Below are 20,984 nucleotides of genomic sequence, written 5' to 3'. Positions count from 1 at the left end.
CCGCGCCATGGAAACCCGTCCCGTCGCTCTCGTCACCGGCGCCGCACGCCGCATTGGCCGCGCCATCGCGCTCGAACTCGCCGCCCATGGCTGGGCCGTGGCGGTACACGCGCGCCACGCGGTCGAAGAAGGCGCCGAAACGGTGGCGCTGATCGAAGCCGCCGGCGGCCGCGCCCTGGCCTTTGCCGCCGAACTCGCCGACGAGGCGCAGTGCGAGGCCCTGGTGCCCGCGGTGCTGGCCGCCTTCGGCCGCGTCGACGCGGTGGTCAACAACGCCTCGGTCTTCGAGTACGACGATGTCTTCAGCTTCGGCCACGCGGCGATGGAGGCTGCCTGGCGCATCAACACCGCGCCGGCCATCATCCTGGCCCGCGGGCTGCATGCCGCGGTCGGTGCGGGGTCGGGGCGAGGCGTGGTGGTCAACCTGCTCGACCAGAAGCTGGCCCACCCCCACCCCGACCACCTGAGCTACACGCTGAGCAAGGTGGCACTGCAGGGGGCCACCACCATGCTGGCCCAGGCGCTGGCGCCGCGGCTGCGCGTCTGCGCCGTGGCACCGGGCGTGACGCTGAATTCCGGCAACATGACGGATGCCGAATTCGCTGCCGCCCACCGCATGACGCCGCTGCAGCGCAGCTCCAGCGTCGAAGACGTGGCGCGCGCCGTGTGCTTCCTCGTCGAAGCCTCCGCCATCACCGGCGTCACGCTGATGGTGGACGGCGGCCAGCACCTGCTGGCGCAGGCACGCGACGTGATGTTCCTGGCCCGCGAACCGCAGCATCCGGAGAAATCGCCATGAACGCTCCGGCAGACGGCCAGGCGGTGAGAAAGAACGCCTTCGAGGCCAACAAGCTGTCCAAGCGCCTGCACCGCCAGGTCGGCCAGGCCATAGCCGACTTCAACATGATCGAAGCCGGCGACAAGGTCATGGTCTGCCTCTCGGGCGGCAAGGACAGCCACGGCCTGCTCGACATCCTGCTCGGCCTGCGCCAGCGTTCGCCCGTGCCCTTCGACCTCGTCGCCGTCAACCTCGACCAGAAGCAGCCCGGCTTTCCGGCCCAGGTGCTGCCCGACTACCTGGCCGGCCTCGGCATCCCCTTCCACATCGAGGCGCAGGACACCTACTCGGTGGTCAAGAAGCTGGTGCCCGAGGGCCGCACCATGTGCAGCCTGTGCTCGCGCCTGCGCCGCGGCATCCTCTACCGCGTGGCCGGCGAACTGGGCGCCACCAAGATCGCGCTCGGCCACCACCGCGACGACATGGTGGTGACGCTGCTGATGAACATGTTCTTCGGCAGCCGCATCAAGGGCATGCCGCCCAAGCTGGTCAGCGACGACGGCCGCCACGTCGTGATCCGCCCGCTGGCCTATGTCGACGAGACCGACCTCGAGCGCTGGGCCCGGCACCGCCAGTTCCCCATCATTCCCTGCACGCTGTGCGGCAGCCAGGACCACCTGCAGCGCGTGCAGGTCAAGAAGATGATCCGCGACTGGGAGCGCGACTACCCCGGGCGCATCGCCAACATGCTCACCGCCATGGGCAACATCACGCCCTCGCACATGATGGACAGGAACCTCTACCCGTTCACGTCGATCAAAGCCACCGGCGCGCCCGTGCCCGGAGGCGACATCGCCTTCGACGACGAGCCCTGTGCCACGCCCGCATCGGTGGTGCGGCTGCACGCCTCGCTGCCCGGTACTGCCGATGACGATGCGGAGGACTGAACCCATGAAGCCCACCCTCGCGCTGCTGCTGCTTGCCTGCAGCCTGTTGCTGGGTGGCTGTGCCGCACTGCGCAGCGTGGCCACCGATGTCAGCACTTACGGCGAATGGCCGGCCGAGCGCAAGCCGGGCAGCTACGCCTTCGAACGCCTGCCGTCGCAGCAGGCGCGTGCCGTCGAGGCCGAGGCGCTGGAAGCCGCGGCCCGCACCGCGCTCGAGAAGGCGGGCTTTGCCGCCGCCGCGCCCGGCTCCGAGCCCGAGGTGTTGGTGCAGCTCGGCGCGCGCAGCGGCCGCGCCATGCTGGCGCCCTGGGGCGATGCGCTGTGGTGGCGCGGCAGCTTCGGTTTTCACCGCTACGGCCCCTGGATGGGCCCGCGCTGGGGCATGGGCCTGCAGTACGACGCGCTGCGCTACGAGCGCGAGGTGGCGCTGCTGATCCGCGACCGCGCCAGCGGCAAGCCGCTGTTCGAGGCCCACGTCAGCCACGAGGGCACTTCGACCCAGATCGCCAACGAGACGCTGGCGGCGATGTTCGAGGCCGCGCTGATGGACTTTCCGCACACCGGCGTCAATCCGCGCCGCGTCGTCGTCGAGCGTCCCGAATAGGCGTCGGGCTGCGACGCTGCCACAGCCAGGCTAGTTGCCGTTGTTCGGCACGTCCTGCCGCTGCCGCGAGGCATCGCCCGGCGCCGGTCCGGCGGCCAGTGCGCGCAAATCGTCTTCCCAGCCCTGCAGCGCCTCGCGCGCATGCTGGCGCTGCGCCGGCGAGATGGCGTTGTGCAACTGGGCCGCGAAGGCGCAGTTGAAGTCCACCAGGCGCTGGCGGTAGGCGCGGTAGTCGAGATCGGGCGACTGCTCGGCGCGCTGCATCAGCATGCGCAGCGCGGCGATGCGCTGGTCGCGGTCGGCACGCTCGGCCGCCAGGCGGCGCAGCGTCTGCACCGTCTCGCGCTGCATGCGCTGACGCTCGGCCAGCCAGCGCTCGGGGTCGAAAGGCGAGGCCGCCACCGAGGCCGCGATGAGCTTGCGCTGGGCCTCGTCGACGCTGCCGTAGAGCCGCTCCATCCAAGCCACCGTGCGCTTGACCGAGGCGCGCCGGCGTGCCGCCGTGCTGTCCTGCAGGTAGTCGTCGCGCATCTCGGCAATCACCTTGGCATAGCGCTTCTCGATGGCGCGGAACTGCGGCTCGCGCAGGCCAGGCAAGAGATCGGCCCCGTCCTGCAGCGCGCGCTCCAGCGCCGGGTCCAGCGCCTCGCGCAGGCGTTCGTTCCAGCGGCAGGCCAGGGCCGGCGTGAGGGGCTCGGCCACCTGGGCGCGCGCCGCCGCCAGTTGATCGGCATAGGGCAGGAGCTGGGTCGCGCGGTGCCATTCGAACCAGCGCTCGATGGCGGCGCGCGCCACCGGCGCCTGCTCGGGCGCGAAGTCGACATAGCCGTCCAGCCACCACCAGCCGAGCTGGGGGCCGTTGTTGTAGCTCAGGCGAATCGCATTGCAGCCGCTGAGAAGGCACAGCAGGGCCGGCAGCAGGCAGCCGATAATCCGCCTTTTCACCCAGAACATCCGCATGGCACTCAATGTCGTGATCATGGCCGCCGGCAAGGGCACCCGCATGAAGTCGGCCCTGCCCAAGGTGCTGCACCGCCTGGCCGGCACCAGCCTATTGCAGCATGTTCTGAATGCCGCCGCTGCGCTGGGGGGCGGGCGCACGGTGGTCATCACCGGCCATGGCGCCGAACAAGTCGAGGCCGCAGCCGCCGCCAGCGGCGCCGCCTTCGTGCGCCAGATGCCGCAGCTGGGCACCGGCCACGCGGTGCAGCAGGCGGTACCGGCGCTCGACGATCGCCACGCCATCACGCTCATCCTCAACGGCGACGTGCCGCTGATCCGCGCCGAGACCGCCGCCGCCCTGGTGCAGGCCTGCGGCGGCAGCCAGCTGGCGCTGCTCACCATCGAACTGGCCGACGCCACCGGCTATGGCCGCATCGTGCGCGAAGGCCCCTCCGTGCGCGCCATCGTCGAGCACAAGGACGCCACGCCGGCCCAGCGCGAGATCCGCGAGGTCTACACCGGCATCATGGCCGCGCCCACCGCCTGGCTGAAGCGCCGCGTGATGACGCTGAGCAACGCCAACGTGCAGCAGGAGTACTACCTCACCGACCTGGTGGCGCTGGCCGTGGCCGACGGCCTCACCGTGGTGGCCGCCGCCGCCGCCAGCGACACCGAGGTGCTGGGCGTCAACAGCCCGCTGCAGCTGGCCGACCTCGAGCGCCGCTACCAGCGCGCCGAGGCAGAGCGCCTGATGGAAGCCGGCGTGCGTCTGGCCGACCCGGCGCGCTTCGATGTGCGAGGCCGGCTGGACTGCGGCAGCGATGTCGAGATCGACATCAACTGCGTCTTCGAGGGCGAGGTGCGTCTCGACGACGGCGCGCGCATCGGCGCGAACTGCATCATCCGCGACGCCCGCATCGGCGCCGGCGCGGTGATCCATCCCTTCACCCACATCGAGGGCGCCCAGGTCGGTGCCGGCGCCCTCATCGGACCCTTTGCGCGCCTGCGGCCGGGGGCCGAACTGGGCAGCGATGTCCACATCGGAAATTTCGTCGAGGTCAAGAATTCCACCATGGCCCGCGGCGCCAAGGCCAACCATCTGGCCTATCTGGGCGACGCCACGGTGGGCGAGCGCGTCAACTACGGCGCCGGCAGCATCACGGCCAACTACGACGGCGCCAACAAGCACCGCACGGTGATCGGCAACGACGTCCACATCGGCAGCAACAGCGTGCTGCGCGCCCCGGTGACCATAGGCGCCGGCGCCACCATAGGTGCCGGCTCGGTGATCGGCAAGGACGCGCCGGCCGGCGAGCTGACGGTGGCGCGAGCGCGCCAGGTCACCATTCCGGGCTGGCACCGGCCGCAGAAGGTGTCGAAGAAGGTCTGAGCGCGGCTGGTTGGCGCTAGCTGCACTCGCGCACCACGCCGGCGGCCAGGCAGAGGTCGTCCCAGGCCTTGGCCTTGTCGGCCAGCGTGCGCAGCAGATAGGCCGGGTGGTAGGTCACCACCAGAGGCACGCCGTGGTAGCGGTGCACCTGGCCGCGCAGACGGCCGATGGGGGCGTCGCTGCGCAGCAGGGCCTGCACCGCAAAGCGGCCCATGGCCAGGATCAGGCGCGGGCGCACCAGCTCGATCTGGCGCAGCAGGAAGGGCTCACACTGCGCCAATTCGTCGGGCGCCGGGTTGCGGTTGCGTGGCGGGCGGCACTTCAGCGTGTTGGCGATGTAGACACGCTCGGCCGGCGGCCCGTCGTCGGCGCGCGTGAGCTGCAGCGCGGCCAGCATGCGGTCGAGCAGCAGGCCTGACGGGCCGACAAAGGGCTCGCCCTGGCGGTCTTCCTGCTCGCCGGGGGCCTCGCCCACCACCATCCAGTGCGCCTGCGGATGGCCGGTACCGAACACGGTCTGGCTGCGGCTTTCGCACAGGCCGCAGGCGCGGCAGGCGGCGACGGCCTCGCGCAACTGCGGCCAGTCCAGGCCGGCGACATCGGCGCGCAGGGCCGCCGTGCGGACGGGCGCAGGTGCGGCGGCCGGTGTGCTTGCGGGTGCGCCCGAGGGTGTTCTTGCCGTGGTGGCCGCGGGCTGGCGGATGGGCGGCGGTGGCTCGACGACGCGCGGCGGCGGCGCGGCAGCGGCAGCCTCGGGCAGCGGCAGCGGGTCAGCGTCCGGCGTCACCAAAGGCGCCCACACGCGCAGCCCCATAGCGCGCAGCATGGCGCGCTGGCGCTCAGTCTGCATCGCCGGCCCCTTGCGCCGCGCCCGGCGCGCGGTTCAGCGCCATGCGCATCACCACCGCGTCCTCGCGGCCACCCACGGCGGGGTAGTAGCTGCGCCGCAGGCCGATCTCGGCCATGCCGCAATCTCGGTAGAGGGCGCGGGCGCGATGGTTGCCGGCGCGCACCTCCAGCCACAGCGTCTCCAGCGCCAGGTGGCGGCCGTGGGCCTGCACCGCGGCCAGCAGCAGCCGGCCCAGGCCACGCCGCTGCAGCCGAGGCGCGACCGTGATGTTGAGCAGGTGCAGTTCCTCGACGCCGACCATGGCGACGAAATAGCCCACCAGTTCGCCGTCGACCACAAGCACCTCGGCCAGGTAGCCAGCGGCAATCGAATCGATGAAATTGCCGTGGGTCCAGGGGTGGCTGTAGGCGGTCTTCTCGATGGCCAGCACCTCGGCCACATCGGCAGTGCTCATGGCGCGGCGCCGCGCTGGCGCGGGCCAGGCGGGTGCGTCGGGCCGCCAGAGCGCGTTCACGCGCCTGCCGCCCCCGCCGCAACACGCGCCGCCTCGCGCTCGCGCGTGGTCAGCGCCACGCGGTCACGCAGGTACAGCGGCAACGCCGCCGCGGCGTCGACGCCCTCGCCCGCCTGCGCCGCGCGTACCGCCAGGCGCAACAGCGCGCCGGCGCGGTCGTCTTCCTGCTCGAACCTCTGGCCGCAAGCGGGCACGGCCAACCGCTTGCCGAAGGCGGCCAGGGCCGAGCCGGCCAGCACGTCGACGCTGCTGCCCGCCCAGGCCTCGGCCAGCGCCGCCAGCGACAACAGGGCCGGCTCCTGCATCACCTGCCAGACGCCGCCCTGCCAGCGGTAGCGGCCGGCATAGACCTCGTCCATGCGCGCGTCCATCGCCACCGCGACCTCGCCGCTGGCCAGGCCGGCCTGGACACGCGCGTCCTCGGCAACGATGAGCAGGCTGTCCAGCGGCAGCAACGGCAGGGCCAGGCCCAGCCCCAGGCCCTGGGCCACCGCGCAGGAGGTACGCAGCCCGGTGAAGGCACCGGGGCCGCGGCCGAAGGCGATGGCGTCGAGGTCGGCCATGGCCAGGCCCGCCTCGGCCAGCAGGCCCTGCACCTGGGGCAGCAGGGCCGCCGAGGCCAACGCACCGCCCCCGGTGAGGCGACTGTGCTCGCCCGCGGGCGTGTGCAAGCCCAGCGCCAGCTTCTCGGTCGAGGTGTCGAAGGCCAGGATGTGCAAGGGCTGCCGCGGCGCGGTCGGTGGCGTCATGGATTCAGTTTAGCCGTGCGATCATCGCCGCCATGCGCATGGCGTGTGCAACCCGGACCGGAAGCCGCCCGGGCCCGTGGGCGGGCGGGCGAGCGCGCTGCGCCGCCGCGCTGATCAGCCTGGCCGCGCTGGCCCCGGCGGCCCGTGCCGCAACCAGCCTGCCGCCTCAGGTGCTGGCGGCCCTGCAGCAGGCCGGCGTGCCGGCCGAGGCGATGTCGGTGGCCGTGGTCGACACCACCCATGGCCGCCCGCTCCTGGCCTGGCAGGAACGGCGGCCCCTCAACCCGGCCTCGCTGACCAAGCTCCTCACCACCTATGCCGCGCTCGACCGCCTGGGCCCGGCCTGGACCTGGGCCACGCCGGTGTGGCTGGCCGGACCGCTGAAGGACGGCGTGCTCGAGGGCTCGCTCTTTATCAAGGGCAGCGGCGACCCGCGCCTGGTGCTCGAGCGCCTGTGGCTGATGCTCCGCCGCGTGCAGCAACTGGGCGTGCGCGAGATCCGCGGCGACATCGTGCTCGACGGCAGCGCCTTCGCCCTGCCCGAGGCGGCGCCGGGCGATTTCGACGGCGAACCGCTGCGGCCCTACAACGTTCGCCCGGCGGCGCTGCTGTTCAACTTCCGCTCGGTGCTCTACGGCTTCGTGCCCGATGCCGCGGCCGGCGTGGCGCGGGTGGCGGCCGAGCCGGCGCTGGACGGCACCCAGGTAAACGCCAGCGTGCCACTGACCGCCGGCCCTTGCGACGACTGGCGCGCCGCGCTCAAGGCCAGCTTCGAGCCCGGCCGCACGCGATTTGCCGGCAGCTACCCGGCCAGTTGCGGCGAACAGACCTGGGCCGTGGCCGATCCGCAGCCGGCCAGCTACGACGCGCGCCTGATGGCGACGCTGTGGCGCGGCCTGGGCGGCGTGCTGCATGGCGTGGTGCGCGAAGGGCCGTCGCCCGCCGACGCCAGGCCCAGCTTCGAGCTGCGCTCGCCGCCGCTGGCCGAGATCGTGCGCGACATCAACAAGCAGAGCAACAACCTGATGGCGCAGCAGCTCTTCCTGACCCTGGCGCGCGAGGCCGCACCCAATGAGGCGGCCACGCCCGACGCAGCACGCGCGCTCTTGACGCGCTGGCTGGCTCAGCGCACGGGCGGCTTCGGCGGTGGCGTCAGTGGCCAAGGCGACGATCTCGTCATCGACAACGGCTCGGGCCTGTCGCGCAACACCCGCATCAGCGCCCAGCGCCTGGCCCGGTTGCTGCTGCAGGCCTGGGACAGCCCGGTGATGAGCGAGCTGATGTCGTCGCTGCCGATCTCGGGCCTGGACGGCACGCTGCGCCGCTCACGAGCGGCGCCGGGCCGCGCCCATCTGAAGACCGGCAGCCTGCGCGACGTGGCGGGCGTGGCCGGCTATGTGCTGACGCCCAATGGGCGCCGGCTTGTCGTGGTGGCCGTCGTCAACCACGCCCAGGCCAACGCCGCGCGCCCGGCCCTTGATGCCCTGGTGCAATGGACCCTGCGCGAAACGCCCGAATTCACGCGCTGATCACCGGGACCGACCTGTTAGGACGATGACGACATCGGAAAGGCCGTCAACGCCCGGATCGAATGGGGTCTCGGAATCCCCGCGCGGGTCTCGGTCGGATGCGAACGACGGCGCAAAAAGCTCGGTCATTCGACATTGAACAAAACCACGGCAGCAAGCCGGCTGGCGCCGGGCCCGGCGTGGGAAATCCGGGGCTGTACGAAGCCTAGAAGGGATTGCGCCGTGCGCGGTCCAACGCCAGCGTCCGCAGCAGGCCCTGGCCACCAGGCGCCAGGCGCGTGCCGTCGGCCCAGAGGTATAGCGATGGCGTCGCCCCGCTCACCACGGTGGCCGTGGTGCAGGCCGGCGGGGCCACGGTGCAGACGGCTTCGCTGACATTGGTCAGGGTGAAGCTGGCCGGCGAGCGGTTGGCGCCCTGGAAGCTCAGGTCGGCCTGCATCAGCCCGACGAAGCGGCCGTCGAGCAGCACGGTGACGCCCAGCTGCTCATTGAAGGCGGCGCTCATCTCCGACATCAAGGCGGCGCGGCCGGCGTTGTCGAAATTGCCGGCCTCCTCGGCACGGGCAAAAGGCGTCTGGCCGACATCGGGAATGGTGGACACGATGACCCGCGCGCCCAGCGAGACCATGCGGTTCACTGCGCGCGCCAGCGTCCGGCCGCGCCCACCGGCCTCGGCCACCAGTTCGGCCCGCGGCCGGCCGGGAAACTGCCGGTAGAGCTCGACGATGTCGTTGATGCCCACCATCACGAGGGCGAGGTCGTTGTCGCGGAAGCCGCCGGTGGCGACCTGCTGCTCGATCTGCGCCGTGAGGTCGACAGCCCGCGTGCCGGCGGCGGCAAACATCAGCGCACGCGGCACGGCGCCGCCGGGATTGCATTCGGCAAAGTTGAAGCCGTAGCTGCTGGCCACCTCCTGCACCCACAGGGGCTCGAGGCTGCAGTCGAAATTGCCGCTGGTGTCGAGCCCGTTGACACCGTAGCGGTGGCCGTCGCTGGTAAGGGCGCTGGTCTCGTCGCCGTAGGCCAGCACGCGGCCGGGAACAAAGGTCTCGAACTGCGAGGTGCCGCCGCCACACGATGCCAATAAGGTCAGAACCGCCAGCGCTGCTGCGCCGGCCAGCCCGGCCAGGGCGCGCTGCTCATGCCGGGCGGCCTTGCTGCTGAAGATCATCTGTGCTCCGAAAGGGGGGGTTGCCGGGCGGCCGGCGCGGCCACGCGAACGTCAGGCGGCGGCGCGCTGGAGCCGGTCTCGCACGCCGTCCCAGGCGGCGCCCGCCGGCGGCTGCTCGACCCAGATCGCCGCCACGCCGGCGCCATCGAACTCTCGCAGCACCGCGAACAACTCGTGGGCCGCCGCCGCGGCGTCGGCCGGCATGGGCCTGTGCATCCAGGACTTTGAAGCCGCCGGAACGAGGCGGGAATATACCGCGACGGCCCCGGCCAGCCCGCCAGTTCCCGGAGCAGCGGCGTCCAGGGCCAGGCGCAACTCGGCCGTATCGAACAGCCGCAACGGCGCCTGCGGTGCGTAGTGCGATTCCAGCGTGCCTGGGGCGCGGGGCGAGGCGGCGTCGGGGGCGGCCAGCGACTGGCCAAGCAGTCGTTCGAGTTGCAGCCTGTCCAGCTGGCCCGGCCTCAAGAGCGCCGGCCGCGGACGCGTGCAATCGACGATGGCCGATTCGATGCCCACCGGGCAGGCACCGCCGTCGAGCACCAGCAGCGCCTCGCCGAACTCCGCCGCCACATGCGCCGCCGTGGTGGGGCTGATGCGGCCGAAGCGGTTGGCGCTGGGTGCGGCAACGCCGGCCACACCGCGCCGCGCCGCCGCCTGCAACAGCGCCTGCGCCACCGGGTGGGCTGGCATGCGCAAGCCGATGCTGTCCTGGCCCGCGGCCGCGGCCTCACCATGTCCTGGTCGGCGCGGCAGGATCAGCGTCAGCGGGCCGGGCCAGCAGGCGTCCATCAGGCGCCGCGCGCCATCGTCCACCGACGCGGCGAACAAATCCACGGCGTCGCGGCTGGCCACATGAACGATCAACGGGTGGTCGGCCGGCCGGCCCTTGGCCGCATAGATGCCGGCCACCGCACCATCGTCATCGGCGCGCGCACCCAGGCCGTAGACCGTCTCGGTGGGGAAGCCGACCAGGCCACCCCGAGCCAGGACGTCGGCTGCGGCCCGCAGCGCGGCCGCATCGGTGCCGGCGAAGATGGTCATGGTGCTAGAAGGCCGGCAGGCCCAGGCGTGCAGCGGCCTGCAAGGCCACGGCGCGCGCCGACGCGGCATCGGCCGCCGTCACCGTGAGATGCCCCATCTTGCGCCCACGCCGCGGTTCGGCCTTGCCATACAGGTGCAGGCGCGCGCCCGCCAGCGCCAGCACCGCGGCCCAATCTGGCGTGCGCGGCGTGTGGCTCTCGCCATCGAACCAGAGGTCGCCAAGCAAGTTGAGCATCACCGCCGCAGAATGCTGGCGCGGCGCCACCAGCGGCAGGCCGGCGAGCGTGCGCACCTGCAGGTCGAACTGCGAGACGTCGCAGGCATCGATGCTGTAGTGGCCCGAGTTGTGCGGGCGCGGCGCCATCTCGTTGGCCACCAGCGAGCCGTCCTGCAGCAGGAAGAACTCGACGCAGAGCACGCCGACATAGGACAACGTGGCGGCCAGGCCCTCGGCCCATGCAACGGCGCGCGCCGCGGTGGCGGCGGCGATGTCGGGCGCCGGCACCTGGGTCACGGCGAGGATGCCGTCGCGGTGGAGGTTCTGCTGCGGCGGCAGGTGTACCGTCTGGCCATCGCGCCCGCGCGCCACGATGACGCTCAGCTCGCGCGCCAGCGGCAGGCGGCGTTCGAGCACACAGGGCACGCCGCCCAGCGCCGCCCAGGCCGCAGGCAGATCCTGCAGCGTGGCAACGCCAAGCTGGCCCTTGCCGTCGTAGCCCAGGCTGGCGGTCTTGAGGATGCCGGGCAGCAATGGCGCCAGTGCGGCCGATGCGGCCTCGGCGGCGCTGGCGATCAGGGCATGAGGTGCGCAGGGCACGCCGGCGGCGGCGAAACACTGCTTCTCGAGCGCGCGGTGCTGGCAGACCTCGACCGCAGCGGCCGGCGGCGCCACCGGGCAGTCGGCCGCCAGGCGGCGCAGTGCGGCGGCCGGGACGTTCTCGAACTCGGTGGTCACCGCCAGGCAATGCCGCGCCAGTTCGGCCAGGGCTGCCTCGTCGCCATAGGCCGCGCGCAGGTGGCGCTCGGCAGCACCGCCGGCCGGGCTGGCGGCATCGGGTTCGAGCACGCTGACGCGAAAGCCATGCACCTGGGCCGCGTGTACGAACATGCGGCCAAGCTGGCCGCCACCCAGCACGCCGAGCGTGGGCGCGCCGACGGCGGCCATGTGATCGGCGGCAGGCCGATTCGAATTCGGGGCGGCACTCATTTCAGATCCTGGGTCATGGCCCGTGCAACGGCTGTCTGGCGGGTGCGGAAGTCCAGCAGCTTCTGACGCAATGCCTCGTCACCGCTGGCCAGCATCGCCACCGCGAACAGCGCCGCATTGGCCGCCCCCGCGGCGCCGATGGCGAAAGTGGCCACCGGCACACCCTTGGGCATTTGCACGATGGAATAGAGCGAATCGACCCCACTGAGATGCTTGCTGGCCACCGGCACGCCCAGCACCGGCACCGCGGTCTTGGCAGCGAGCATGCCCGGCAAATGCGCCGCACCACCGGCCCCGGCAATGATGGCCCGCAAGCCCCGCGCCTGCGCCTGTTCGGCAAATGCAAACATCTCGTCGGGCATGCGATGGGCCGAAACGACGAGCTTCTCGAATGGCACGCCGAACTCAGCCAGGATCGCCGCCGCATGGCTCATGGTGTCCCAGTCGCTGGATGAGCCCATTAGGAGGGCAATTTTAGGGGAGACGCCTTTTTGCATTTGTATTCAAGTACTCATTAGAAAAAGCTCGACGCCTTGGTCAGCAAATTGACTTCCCAAGCCCACTGCAGACGGCAATCATCGAACCTATTTGTGTCGCGAGGCATGCATGCTCAAGCAGTGAGTCGCGGGCTTTAGTGCGAAAATCAGCCGCCTCATTGCACATTCCAATTTCTTCAGCGGCGCGCGAAAGTGACTCATATATTAGCGCTCGATCATCCGCCCCGAGAGCATCAACTCCAGGCAGGTCCATCTCAATCAACTTAGATTTGGCCTCTTCATTGCGCCCCACGAGCGCCAGGCACATCGCAAGATCGGCGCGATGGAGCGCAATTTCTATCGCTCCAGCAGGCACCTCACGCTCCAGGAAGTGTGCATCCAACATTGCGAGCGCGTCACCGATCCTAGACTCCAAAATTGCCACACCAATTGCTGCCGATGTCAACAAATGAGCAAGCGACTTAAGCTCAGCAGCAAATTGATAACCAGTCGCCGTTTGAAGCTCACGGCGAGCCAAGGCGACTTCATCCAATTTCACCGCGTCAGTTATTGCGGACAATCGAAGATTTGCTACATGGAGCGCAGCTTTATTGTAGGTCAATGCTCCAATAGTTGCGCGATCCCCCAATACAACTGCAATCTGTCGGGCCCGCTCGTACCACCACTTTGATTCTTCAGGTATTCGACAAAATGCGAATGCATCTCCGAGAACCACCGCAACTCGACACATAGCTGACCCGTCGTCCGCACTCGCACCCTCAAATGCTGAATTCATGGCGGACACCATTGAATCATATCTACCCTGATTGAAATCAATATGAGAAAGCCATGCGGACGACAAAGACGCCAAGCGCTGCTCCTCAAATGCTCTACTAAGCAGGTTTGCCCTAAGCATGCGATCTCTCGCGCCAGGATTCAGCTCTTTGAAATAGAGTAACAGCGCTTCAGCGATCATTATCATGATCGAAACTGGAGCAGACCGGGCGTCTGCGTACGCCAAACGCAGTTCGCCACGAATGCGCTCGGCTTCCTCGAATTCACCTGTTCGAGCAAAATAGCAGGCGAGTTCAGCCAGCAGCAGCGCTCGGGCATCGGGCGATAGGGCGCCCCGAAGTTTCGCCTGAATCTTCGAAACAAGCAGAGAGGTCATAAAGCGCTCCCCATTCTTCGCAATGCAACTACGAATTGGGATACAGCCAAACAAAAAAGAGCCCAGCATTTGCCGGGCTTGATACTTCGACTTGGCGAAGGACTTGCACCCTTCGCCAACTCTCACTACGGCTTGTTGCCCGTCGGAAACGGCCATGCCGCAGCCGGGTTCAACGTGGTCTTCGCGGGGGCGGAAGCAGGGGCCGCAGGTGCCGCAGGGGCGGTGGGTGCGGCAGGCTTCTTGGCCGCCTTCTTGGCCGCCGGCTTTTTCGCGGTAGGCTTCTTCGTCGTTGCCGCCTTCTTGGCCGGAGCGGCCTTCTTCGCGGGAGCAGCCTTCTTCGCAGCGGCCTTCTTGGCCGGAGCGGCCTTCTTCGCGGCAGCCTTCTTGGCCGGGGCGGCCTTCTTTGCCGGAGCCGCCTTCTTCGCCGGGGCCGCCTTCTTCGCAGCAGCCTTCTTGGCAGGGGCAGCCTTCTTGGCCGGAGCGGCCTTCTTCGCGGCGGCCTTCTTGGCCGGAGCGGCCTTCTTTGCAGTTGCCATAACGATCTCCTTGATCAAGTTGCAAAAGACTCCGCGCCGCCTGCGGCAGCCCGGAGATTCATCGCCCGGTGGTCTGCTGCCGGGCCCTTGCCCGGCAACCGTTGCCCCAGTGCGGTGAACGGGGTTGCGAGCGCCCAGCCGGTCTGCTGCCTGCCTTGGCTCGCCATTCTTGATCTCTCAATACCGCGCAATGCACCACGACCCCGCAAGGGGCCTGGGTGCATGGCAGTGCCGCGGTGTGTGGGCCATGTGGGACTGTTGCTTCATCAGTCCCAGGCCAACGCGCCGCCGGTCTGGTAGTCGATGACGCGGGTCTCGAAGAAGTTGCGCTCCTTCTTGAGGTCGATCATCTCGCTCATCCAGGGAAACGGGTTCTCCTCGTTGGGGTAGAGGGCGGTAAGGCCGATCTGCGTCGCGCGCCGATTGGCGATGTAGCGCAGATAGCCCTTGAACATGGAGGCATTGAGGCCCAGCACGCCGCGCGGCATGGTGTCCTCGGCATAGCGGTACTCGAGCGCCACGGCCTTCTCGAACAGCGCCACGATCTCGGCCTTGAAGGCCGGCGTCCACAGTTGCGGGTTCTCGAGCTTGATCTGGTTGATGAGGTCGATGCCGAAGTTGCAGTGCATGGACTCGTCGCGCAGGATGTACTGGTACTGCTCGGCGGCACCGGTCATCTTGTTCTGGCGGCCCATCGAGAGGATTTGCGTGAAGCCGACGTAGAAGAACAGGCCTTCCATCAGGCAGGCGAAGACGATCAGGCTCTTGAGCAGGGTCTGGTCGGCCTCGGGTGTGCCGGTCCTGAAGGCCGGGTCCATGATGGCGTCGATGAACGGAATCAGGAACTCGTCCTTCTCGCGGATCGAATCGATCTCGTGATAAGCGTTGAAGATCTCGCTCTCGTCCAGGCCCAGGCTCTCGACGATGTACTGGTACGCGTGGGTGTGGATGGCCTCTTCGAAGGCCTGGCGCAGCAGGAACTGGCGGCACTCGGGCGCTGTGATGTGGCGATAAGTTCCGAGCACGATGTTGTTGGCGGCCAGCGAATCGGCAGTGACGAAGAAGCCGAGGTTGCGCTTGATGATGCGGCGCTCGTCTTCGGTCAGGCCGTTCGGGTCTTTCCAGGTCGCGATGTCGCGCGACATGTTGACCTCGTTGGGCATCCAGTGGTTGGCGCAGCTGGAGAGGTACTTCTCCCAGGCCCACTTGTACTTGAACGGCACCAGCTGATTGACATCGGTCTGGCCGTTGATGATGCGCTTGTCGGCCGCGTTGACGCGGCGGGTGGAGGGCAGCACGGCAGGTGTTGCCGGCTGGTGCCGCGGGGCCTCTTCGAGCATGGGCTCAAAGGCCTTGGCCTGCGGCAGCGGCGGCAGATTCACCGGCATCGCTGAACGCGGCGCTTGATTCGAGGGGCTCTTGACTTCGTCTTCCCAGACCAGCATGTGTGTATGTCCTGTGGGCCCGAATTATCGGAGTGTTGCGCGCGAACACCAAGCACTGGTTGACATGGTGTCGGACTCGTTGTTGCAGCAGCGCATCGACAAGGCACCGAAGCCTGCGCCTCGGGGCCTTGCGATGCTCATTGGCAGGCTTCGCAATCGGGGTTGTGGCTACGGCCGCTTCGCTTCACGTCGCTGCGCGACATGAGCCTTCGCCGCAGCCCCTTGCCCTCAGGCCTACTCATTGACATGCCTCGCAATCGGGGTTGTCGATGGAACAGAACTTCACATCCGACCCCGGCTCATTGGATGCCGAAGCACCCGATGCCGACTGCGTGTTCGACACCGCATTGAGCGCGCCCGGGGCCACCGTCGACTTCTCGGAATAGGTGGCGCTGGTGGTGCGCAGGTAGTAGGTGGTCTTGAGGCCGCGCAGCCAGGCCAGCTTGTAGGTCTCGTCGAGCTTGCGGCCCGAAGCACCGGCCATGTAGATGTTGAGCGACTGCGCCTGGTCGATCCACTTCTGGCGCCGCGAGCCGGCCTCGACGAGCCAAGTCGCATCGACCTCGAAAGCGGTGCCGTAGAGGCGCTTCAGTTCCTCGGGCACGCGGTCGATGGCGCGCAGCGAGCCATCGAAGTGCTTGAGGTCCATCACCATCACGTCGTCCCACAGGCCGAGCTTCTTGAGGTCGCGCACCAGGTACTCGTTGACCACGGTGAACTCGCCCGAGAGATTGCTCTTGACCGAGAGGTTGGCAAAGCTCGGCTCGATGGAGGCATCGACGCCGATGATGTTGCTGATGGTGGCGGTGGGCGCAATGGCCACGCAATTGCTGTTGCGCATGCCGTGCAGGGCAATGCGCTGGCGCAGGGCATCCCAGTCCATGCTGCTGCTGGTGTCGACCTCGAGATGGCCGCCGCGCTGCTCGCGCAGCAGTTCCAGCGAATCCTGCGGCAGGATGCCGCGATCCCACAGGCTGCCACGGTAGCTGCTGTAGCGGCCACGCTCAGCCGCCAGTTCAGTGCTGGCCCAGTAGGCGTGATAGCAGACAGCCTCCATGCTGCGGTCAGCGAACGCCACCGCTTCGTCGCTGGCATAGGGCAGGCGCAACTGGTACAGGCAATCCTGGAAGCCCATGATGCCCAGGCCCACGGGCCGGTGGCGCAGGTTGCTGTCGCGCGCCTTGCGCACGGCGTAGTAATTGATGTCGATGACGTTGTCGAGCATGCGCATGGCCGTGGCCACGGTCTGCTTGAGCTTGGCCTGGTCGATCTCGCCGTTCAGCAGATGCTGGGCCAGGTTGACGCTGCCCAGGTTGCAGACCGCGATCTCGCCGTCACTGGTGTTGAGCGTGATCTCGGTACACAGGTTGGACGAGTGAACGACGCCCACATGCTGCTGCGGGCTGCGCACATTGCAGGCGTCCTTGAAGGTGAACCAGGGATGGCCGGTCTCGAACAGCATCGAGAGCATCTTGCGCCACAGGTCCACCGCGCGCATGCGCTTGAAAAGCTTGATCTCGCCACGGTCGACCTGGGCCTCGTAGGCGGTGTAGGCGGCCTCGAAGTCGCGGCCGAACTTGTCGTGCAGGTCGGGGCAGGTGCTGGGGCTGAACAGCGTCCACTCGCCGCCCTCGACAACGCGCCGCATGAAGAGATCGGGGATCCAGTTGGCGGTGTTCATGTCGTGCGTGCGCCGGCGGTCGTCGCCGGTGTTCTTGCGCAGCTCGAGGAACTCCTCCAGGTCGAGGTGCCAGGTCTCCAGGTAGGCGCAGACGGCACCCTTGCGCTTGCCGCCCTGGTTGACCGCCACCGCGGTGTCGTTGACCACCTTCAGGAACGGCACCACGCCCTGGCTCTTGCCGTTCGTGCCCTTGATGTAGCTGCCCAGCGCCCGCACGCGCGTCCAGTCGTTGCCCAGGCCGCCGGCAAACTTGCTCAGCAGCGCGTTCTCCTTCAGCGCTTCATAGATGCCGTCGAGATCATCGGCCACCGTCGTGAGGTAGCAGCTGCTGAGCTGCGAGCGCCGCGTGCCGCTGTTGAAAAGCGTGGGCGTGCTGCTCATGAAGTCGAAGCGCGACAGCACGTCGTAGAACTCGATGGCGCGCGCCTCGCGGTCGACCTCGTTCAGCGCCAGGCCCATGGCCACGCGCATGAAGAAGGCCTGGGGCAGCTCGATGCGCACTTCATCGATGTGCAGGAAGTAGCGGTCGTACAGGGTTTGCAGGCCGAGGTAGTCGAACTGCAGGTCGCGGCTGGCGTCGAGCGCGGCGCCCAGGCGGGCCAGGTCGTACTGCTGCAGCCGCTCGTCCAGCAGTTCGGCCTGTACGCCCTTCTTGATGAACTGCGGGAAGTAGTCGGCATAGCGCGTGGCCATCGCGGCCTGGGTCGCGTTCTCACCCAATACCTCGCGGCGCACCGTGTGCAGCAGCAGGCGCGCGGTGGCGCGGGTGTAGGCCGGCTCCTTCTCGATCAGCGTGCGCGCGGCCATGATGGCGGCCTTGAAGACCTCGTCGAGCGGCACGCCGTCATAGAGGTTGCGGCGCGTCTCGGCCAGGATGGGCTCGGCCTTGACGTCGGCGCCCAGGCCGGCGCAGGCCGATTCGACCAGGTCGCGCAGCGCATCCATGTCCAGCGGCACGCGCTGGCCGCCTTCGAGCACATGCAGCTCGGGCGCACGGGGCCGCGCCTGTGCGCCCTGGCGCGCACGCTCCTGCGAACGGCGCTCGCGGTAGAGCACGTAGGCGCGCGCCACCTCGTGATGGCCGCCCCGCATGAGGCCGAGCTCGACGTGGTCTTGCACGTCCTCGATGTGGAAGGTGCCGCCGCCCGGGCGCGAGCGCAGCAGCGCGCGTACCACCGCCTCGGTCAGGCCCTCGACCGTCTCGCGCACACTGGCCGAGGCCGCGCCCTGGGTGCCATGCACCGCGAGGAAGGCCTTCATCAATGCCACGGCGATCTTGTTGGGCTCGAAGCCGACCACGGCGCCGTTGCGGCGAATGATGTGGTAGGCGGCATAGGCCGCGGCGGCCGCTGCGCTACCGGCTGGCGTGCTGGTGCGGGCCGAGGTGGCGCCGGGCGCCGCGGTGGTCTGGATTGCTTGCATGCTTTCCCCTGTCCTGGTGTGCTCGTTGGGTTCTTGGTGCGGCCGAAGCCGGGCGCCGTTGGCGCAATCTCGCGGGTCTCTCGGGTGCTTTGCCGGAGCCATCAAGCGGCAAGGAAGCCAAGCCGCCGAAAACCGCACCTCGCGGCGCGGCCCTTCGATCACAGGAAGTCCACAGGCGGCCCACAGGCGTTGCACAGAGATGCCAACTGCAGAGGGTGCCGGCGGCTTGCGCTGTCATCGCGCTGTCGCTCCCGCACACTATATCTGGGGTGCAGCACCCCATCAAGCCACTAGCGCTAGTGTGCCGTCGGGTTCTACCCGAATCGGGGGTCGGCCTTCATGCAGGCCTGGCGAGGAGCCCTGCGCGGGTTTGCGGGCAACCACTGTGCGCCATGCCGCGGCCGGCCAGCCATGCCCTGTCAGAAGCCTCAGAAGACGAGCGCAAACCGGCGATTCGGCCCGCAAGGCCGCGCCGATTCAGGCCTTGCGGTCTTCGATCACCGGCAGGCGCGGCCCGCCTTCGCGCAATGCGCGCTTCAGGCCCCGCCAGTCGAAGCCGGCGCCGGGATCGCCCTTGCGGCCGGGCGCGATGTGCTCGTGGCCAACGGCCTCGGCGATGGGATAGCGGCGCACCAGCGCGCGCAGCAGATGCGCAAGACTTTGTATCTGCGCCGGCTCGAAGGCGTCGCCTTCCAGGCCTTCGAGCTCGATGCCTATCGACCAATCGTTGCAGTTGTCGCGCCCCCGCCATTGCGAACGCCCGGCATGCCACGCGCGCTGCTCGCAGGAGACGAACTGCAGCACGCGGCCACTGCGCCGCACGAAGAAATGGGCCGAGACCTCGAGCCCGCGTAGGCCTTCGAAACAGGGATGGGCGCTGCAGTCCAGGCGGTTGGTGAACAGTCGCGCAACGGCGTCGCCCCGGTAGTGCCCCGGCGGCAGGCTGATGGAATGGATCACTGCCAGTGTGACGGCCGTCTGCGCCGGGCGCGGGCCGAAGTTCGGTGAAGCCAGCGCATGCGCCGGACGCCACCAACCGTTGTGCCAGACCTCGCGACGCGGCATCGCCCGGGCGCTAGCCGTTGTCGTCGGAGACCCCGACCCCCAGCCGCGCCATGCGGTAGCGCATCTGGCGCAGCGACAGGCCCAGGCTGGCACCGGCGGCGGTGCGGTTGTAGCGGTGGCGCTCGAGCGCGCGCTCGAGGATCTCGCGCTCGACGGCGTCGAGATAGGCAGCAAGATCGTCCGGCAACTCGACGTTCTCGAGGGCAGGCTCGGGGGCCGCCTGCAACGGCGCGAAATGGCTCTCAGGTCCGTGCTCGAGCATCGCCTCGTCGGGCAGGCCAAGGTCGTCGCGGCCTATGGTCGGGCCGCCCGACAGCGCCAGCGCGCGGTGCAGCAGGTTCTCGAGCTCGCGCACATTGCCCGGGAAGCTGTAGCGCAGCAGGTGTTGCAGCGCGTCGGGCGCCAGCGCCGGCACCGGCAGCACGCCGGCCTCACGCGCGATGCGCTCGATGATGTCGGCGCACAGCGCAGGCAGGTCGGCAATGCGCTCGCGCAGCGGCGGCACGGTGATGCGGATGACATTGAGGCGGTAGAAGAGATCCTGGCGGAAGCGCACCGCCTGCACCTCGGCGCCGAGGTCGCGGTGGGTGGCGCTGACGATGCGCACATTCACCGGCGCCTCGGTCACCGCGCCCACCGGGCGCACGGCGCGTTCCTGGATCACGCGCAGCAGCTTGCTCTGCATCGCCAGCGGCAGGTCGCCGATCTCGTCGAGGAAGAGCGTGCCGCCCTGGGCAGCCTGGAAGAAGCCTTCACGGTCTTCCTGCGCGCCGGTGAAGGCGCCTTTTCGGTAGCCGAAGAACTCGGCCTCGAGCAGGGCTTCGGGAATGGCGCCGCAGTTGACGGCGACGAAGGGCCCGGCCCCGCGCGGCGAGCAATCGTGGATGGCGCGCGCCACCAATTCCTTGCCCGTGCCCGACTCGCCGGCCACCAGCACCGGGGCCATGCTGCGTGCCACCTTCTCGACCAGGACGCGCACCTGCTGCATGGCGCCCGAATCGCCCACGATGCGATCCAGCGCCGAGCGCTGGGGCGCTGCCGCACGCGCCGACGGTTCGCGCGGCGGCGCCAGGGGCGCGGGCGCACGCCCCAGGGCCGAGGCCACGACGGCGCGAAACTGGCGCAGGTCGACTGGCTTGGTCAGGTAGTCGTAGGCGCCGGCCTTGAGCGCCTCAACCGCGTTCTCGGGCGAGCCATAGGCCGTGATGACCATGGTCTTCTCGCGCCGGCCGGCCTCGTCCATGCGCCGCAGCAGATCGAGGCCCGTGCCGTCGGGCAGGCGCATGTCGGTGATGACGAGTTGAAAGCCGGCGCTTCCGCGTTCCTGGAGCAAGGCCCAGGCCTCCTCGACCGAGCCGGCACTGGCCATGTCATAGCCCTCGCGCAGCAGGGTCAGCTCGTACAGGGTGCGCAGATCGGGCTCGTCGTCGACGACCAGCAGCCGAGGGGTGACAGCATTGCTCAAG

General features: G+C 68.9%; 19 protein-coding genes. 5 read left to right on the top strand and 14 right to left on the bottom strand.

Annotated elements, in window-relative coordinates:
* Window positions 1-7: 7 nt before the first annotated feature.
* Genes JMV16_RS18840 through JMV16_RS18830 form a run of 3 tightly spaced genes read left to right on the top strand, consistent with a single transcriptional unit; the run spans window position 8 to window position 2,329 of the window.
* Window positions 8-799 (top strand): SDR family oxidoreductase, encoded by a 792-nt coding sequence (locus tag JMV16_RS18840; protein WP_201495833.1) that lies wholly within the window; start codon window positions 8-10, stop codon window positions 797-799.
* On the top strand, window positions 796-1,725 hold the full coding sequence (ttcA, locus tag JMV16_RS18835; protein ID WP_201495832.1) for a tRNA 2-thiocytidine(32) synthetase TtcA: 930 nt from the start codon (window positions 796-798) through the stop codon (window positions 1,723-1,725). Before JMV16_RS18840 ends, ttcA begins: the two co-directional genes overlap by 4 nt.
* 4 nt (window positions 1,726-1,729) lie before the next feature.
* On the top strand, window positions 1,730-2,329 hold the full coding sequence (locus tag JMV16_RS18830) for a DUF4136 domain-containing protein (RefSeq protein ID WP_236580610.1): 600 nt from the start codon (window positions 1,730-1,732) through the stop codon (window positions 2,327-2,329).
* Between the two features lie 30 nt (window positions 2,330-2,359).
* Here the strand turns inward: JMV16_RS18830 and JMV16_RS18825 are convergent, their stop codons facing one another.
* On the bottom strand, window positions 2,360-3,274 hold the full coding sequence (locus JMV16_RS18825) for a DUF6279 family lipoprotein (protein WP_236580609.1): 915 nt from the start codon (window positions 3,272-3,274) through the stop codon (window positions 2,360-2,362).
* A 13-nt stretch (window positions 3,275-3,287) separates the two neighbouring features.
* Between JMV16_RS18825 and glmU the strand changes: the two genes are divergently transcribed.
* Window positions 3,288-4,661, top strand: a complete 1,374-nt coding sequence (glmU, locus tag JMV16_RS18820) for a bifunctional UDP-N-acetylglucosamine diphosphorylase/glucosamine-1-phosphate N-acetyltransferase GlmU (protein WP_201495830.1) — start codon at window positions 3,288-3,290, stop codon at window positions 4,659-4,661.
* A 16-nt stretch (window positions 4,662-4,677) separates the two neighbouring features.
* On the opposite strand, the gene JMV16_RS18815 is transcribed toward glmU, so the two are convergent.
* Genes JMV16_RS18815 through tsaB form a run of 3 tightly spaced genes read right to left on the bottom strand, consistent with a single transcriptional unit; the run spans window position 4,678 to window position 6,774 of the window.
* Complete coding sequence (locus JMV16_RS18815) at window positions 4,678-5,511, bottom strand: uracil-DNA glycosylase family protein (protein WP_201495829.1); 834 nt, start codon at window positions 5,509-5,511, stop codon at window positions 4,678-4,680.
* Complete coding sequence (gene rimI, locus JMV16_RS18810; RefSeq protein WP_201495828.1) at window positions 5,501-5,965, bottom strand: ribosomal protein S18-alanine N-acetyltransferase; 465 nt, start codon at window positions 5,963-5,965, stop codon at window positions 5,501-5,503. Before rimI ends, JMV16_RS18815 begins: the two co-directional genes overlap by 11 nt.
* 56 nt (window positions 5,966-6,021) lie before the next feature.
* On the bottom strand, window positions 6,022-6,774 hold the full coding sequence (gene tsaB, locus JMV16_RS18805; RefSeq protein WP_236580608.1) for a tRNA (adenosine(37)-N6)-threonylcarbamoyltransferase complex dimerization subunit type 1 TsaB: 753 nt from the start codon (window positions 6,772-6,774) through the stop codon (window positions 6,022-6,024).
* Window positions 6,775-6,806: 32 nt separating this feature from the next.
* Between tsaB and dacB the strand changes: the two genes are divergently transcribed.
* Window positions 6,807-8,303, top strand: a complete 1,497-nt coding sequence (gene dacB, locus JMV16_RS18800; RefSeq protein WP_236580607.1) for a D-alanyl-D-alanine carboxypeptidase/D-alanyl-D-alanine-endopeptidase — start codon at window positions 6,807-6,809, stop codon at window positions 8,301-8,303.
* Window positions 8,304-8,508: 205 nt separating this feature from the next.
* On the opposite strand, the gene JMV16_RS18795 is transcribed toward dacB, so the two are convergent.
* From JMV16_RS18795 to JMV16_RS18750, 10 genes are all read right to left on the bottom strand, one after another.
* Window positions 8,509-9,474 (bottom strand): SGNH/GDSL hydrolase family protein, encoded by a 966-nt coding sequence (locus tag JMV16_RS18795; protein WP_201495827.1) that lies wholly within the window; start codon window positions 9,472-9,474, stop codon window positions 8,509-8,511.
* Window positions 9,475-9,525: 51 nt separating this feature from the next.
* Window positions 9,526-10,515, bottom strand: coding sequence for an L-threonylcarbamoyladenylate synthase (locus tag JMV16_RS18790; RefSeq protein WP_201495826.1), 990 nt, complete (start codon window positions 10,513-10,515; stop codon window positions 9,526-9,528).
* Between the two features lie 4 nt (window positions 10,516-10,519).
* The gene (locus JMV16_RS18785) at window positions 10,520-11,722 is read right to left on the bottom strand and encodes a 5-(carboxyamino)imidazole ribonucleotide synthase (protein WP_411565049.1); all 1,203 of its coding nucleotides are present in this window, start codon (window positions 11,720-11,722) and stop codon (window positions 10,520-10,522) included.
* Complete coding sequence (gene purE, locus JMV16_RS18780) at window positions 11,719-12,219, bottom strand: 5-(carboxyamino)imidazole ribonucleotide mutase (protein WP_201495825.1); 501 nt, start codon at window positions 12,217-12,219, stop codon at window positions 11,719-11,721. Before purE ends, JMV16_RS18785 begins: the two co-directional genes overlap by 4 nt.
* Before the next feature lie 40 nt (window positions 12,220-12,259).
* The gene (locus tag JMV16_RS18775) at window positions 12,260-13,525 is read right to left on the bottom strand and encodes a hypothetical protein (RefSeq protein ID WP_201495824.1); all 1,266 of its coding nucleotides are present in this window, start codon (window positions 13,523-13,525) and stop codon (window positions 12,260-12,262) included.
* Complete coding sequence (locus JMV16_RS18770; RefSeq protein WP_201495823.1) at window positions 13,495-13,923, bottom strand: hypothetical protein; 429 nt, start codon at window positions 13,921-13,923, stop codon at window positions 13,495-13,497. Before JMV16_RS18770 ends, JMV16_RS18775 begins: the two co-directional genes overlap by 31 nt.
* 248 nt (window positions 13,924-14,171) lie before the next feature.
* A complete protein-coding gene (locus tag JMV16_RS18765) occupies window positions 14,172-15,350 on the bottom strand; it encodes a ribonucleotide-diphosphate reductase subunit beta (protein ID WP_201495822.1) in 1,179 nt (392 codons plus the stop codon).
* A gap of 238 nt (window positions 15,351-15,588) precedes the next feature.
* Window positions 15,589-18,453, bottom strand: a complete 2,865-nt coding sequence (locus tag JMV16_RS18760; protein ID WP_201495821.1) for a ribonucleoside-diphosphate reductase subunit alpha — start codon at window positions 18,451-18,453, stop codon at window positions 15,589-15,591.
* Window positions 18,454-18,930: 477 nt separating this feature from the next.
* Window positions 18,931-19,518: a 1,6-anhydro-N-acetylmuramyl-L-alanine amidase AmpD gene (ampD, locus tag JMV16_RS18755; protein WP_201495820.1), complete on the bottom strand. Its 588-nt coding sequence runs from the start codon at window positions 19,516-19,518 to the stop codon at window positions 18,931-18,933.
* 10 nt (window positions 19,519-19,528) lie between these two features.
* Entirely contained in the window at window positions 19,529-20,983 is a 1,455-nt protein-coding gene (locus JMV16_RS18750; protein ID WP_236580606.1) for a sigma-54-dependent transcriptional regulator, read from the bottom strand.
* Between the last annotated feature and the right edge of the window lies 1 nt (window position 20,984).

It is taken from the genome of Rubrivivax sp. A210, from assembly GCF_904426505.1.
In the GTDB taxonomy this organism is placed as follows: domain Bacteria; phylum Pseudomonadota; class Gammaproteobacteria; order Burkholderiales; family Burkholderiaceae_C; genus Rubrivivax.
This window is presented reverse-complemented; position numbering and strand designations above follow the sequence as displayed.

Coding starts and splice junctions, on each gene's coding strand:
- JMV16_RS18815 (WP_201495829.1), bottom strand. CDS start 5,511: ATGCAGACTGAGCGCCAGCGCGCCATGCTGCGCGCTATGGGGCTGCGC.
- ttcA (WP_201495832.1), top strand. CDS start 796: ATGAACGCTCCGGCAGACGGCCAGGCGGTGAGAAAGAACGCCTTCGAG.
- rimI (WP_201495828.1), bottom strand. CDS start 5,965: ATGAGCACTGCCGATGTGGCCGAGGTGCTGGCCATCGAGAAGACCGCC.
- JMV16_RS18830 (WP_236580610.1), top strand. CDS start 1,730: ATGAAGCCCACCCTCGCGCTGCTGCTGCTTGCCTGCAGCCTGTTGCTG.
- purE (WP_201495825.1), bottom strand. CDS start 12,219: ATGCAAAAAGGCGTCTCCCCTAAAATTGCCCTCCTAATGGGCTCATCC.
- ampD (WP_201495820.1), bottom strand. CDS start 19,518: ATGCCGCGTCGCGAGGTCTGGCACAACGGTTGGTGGCGTCCGGCGCAT.
- dacB (WP_236580607.1), top strand. CDS start 6,807: ATGCGCATGGCGTGTGCAACCCGGACCGGAAGCCGCCCGGGCCCGTGG.
- JMV16_RS18775 (WP_201495824.1), bottom strand. CDS start 13,525: ATGGCCGTTTCCGACGGGCAACAAGCCGTAGTGAGAGTTGGCGAAGGG.
- JMV16_RS18760 (WP_201495821.1), bottom strand. CDS start 18,453: ATGCAAGCAATCCAGACCACCGCGGCGCCCGGCGCCACCTCGGCCCGC.
- JMV16_RS18785 (WP_411565049.1), bottom strand. CDS start 11,722: ATGAGTGCCGCCCCGAATTCGAATCGGCCTGCCGCCGATCACATGGCC.
- JMV16_RS18790 (WP_201495826.1), bottom strand. CDS start 10,515: ATGACCATCTTCGCCGGCACCGATGCGGCCGCGCTGCGGGCCGCAGCC.
- JMV16_RS18795 (WP_201495827.1), bottom strand. CDS start 9,474: ATGATCTTCAGCAGCAAGGCCGCCCGGCATGAGCAGCGCGCCCTGGCC.
- JMV16_RS18765 (WP_201495822.1), bottom strand. CDS start 15,350: ATGCTGGTCTGGGAAGACGAAGTCAAGAGCCCCTCGAATCAAGCGCCG.
- tsaB (WP_236580608.1), bottom strand. CDS start 6,774: ATGACGCCACCGACCGCGCCGCGGCAGCCCTTGCACATCCTGGCCTTC.
- JMV16_RS18840 (WP_201495833.1), top strand. CDS start 8: ATGGAAACCCGTCCCGTCGCTCTCGTCACCGGCGCCGCACGCCGCATT.
- glmU (WP_201495830.1), top strand. CDS start 3,288: ATGGCACTCAATGTCGTGATCATGGCCGCCGGCAAGGGCACCCGCATG.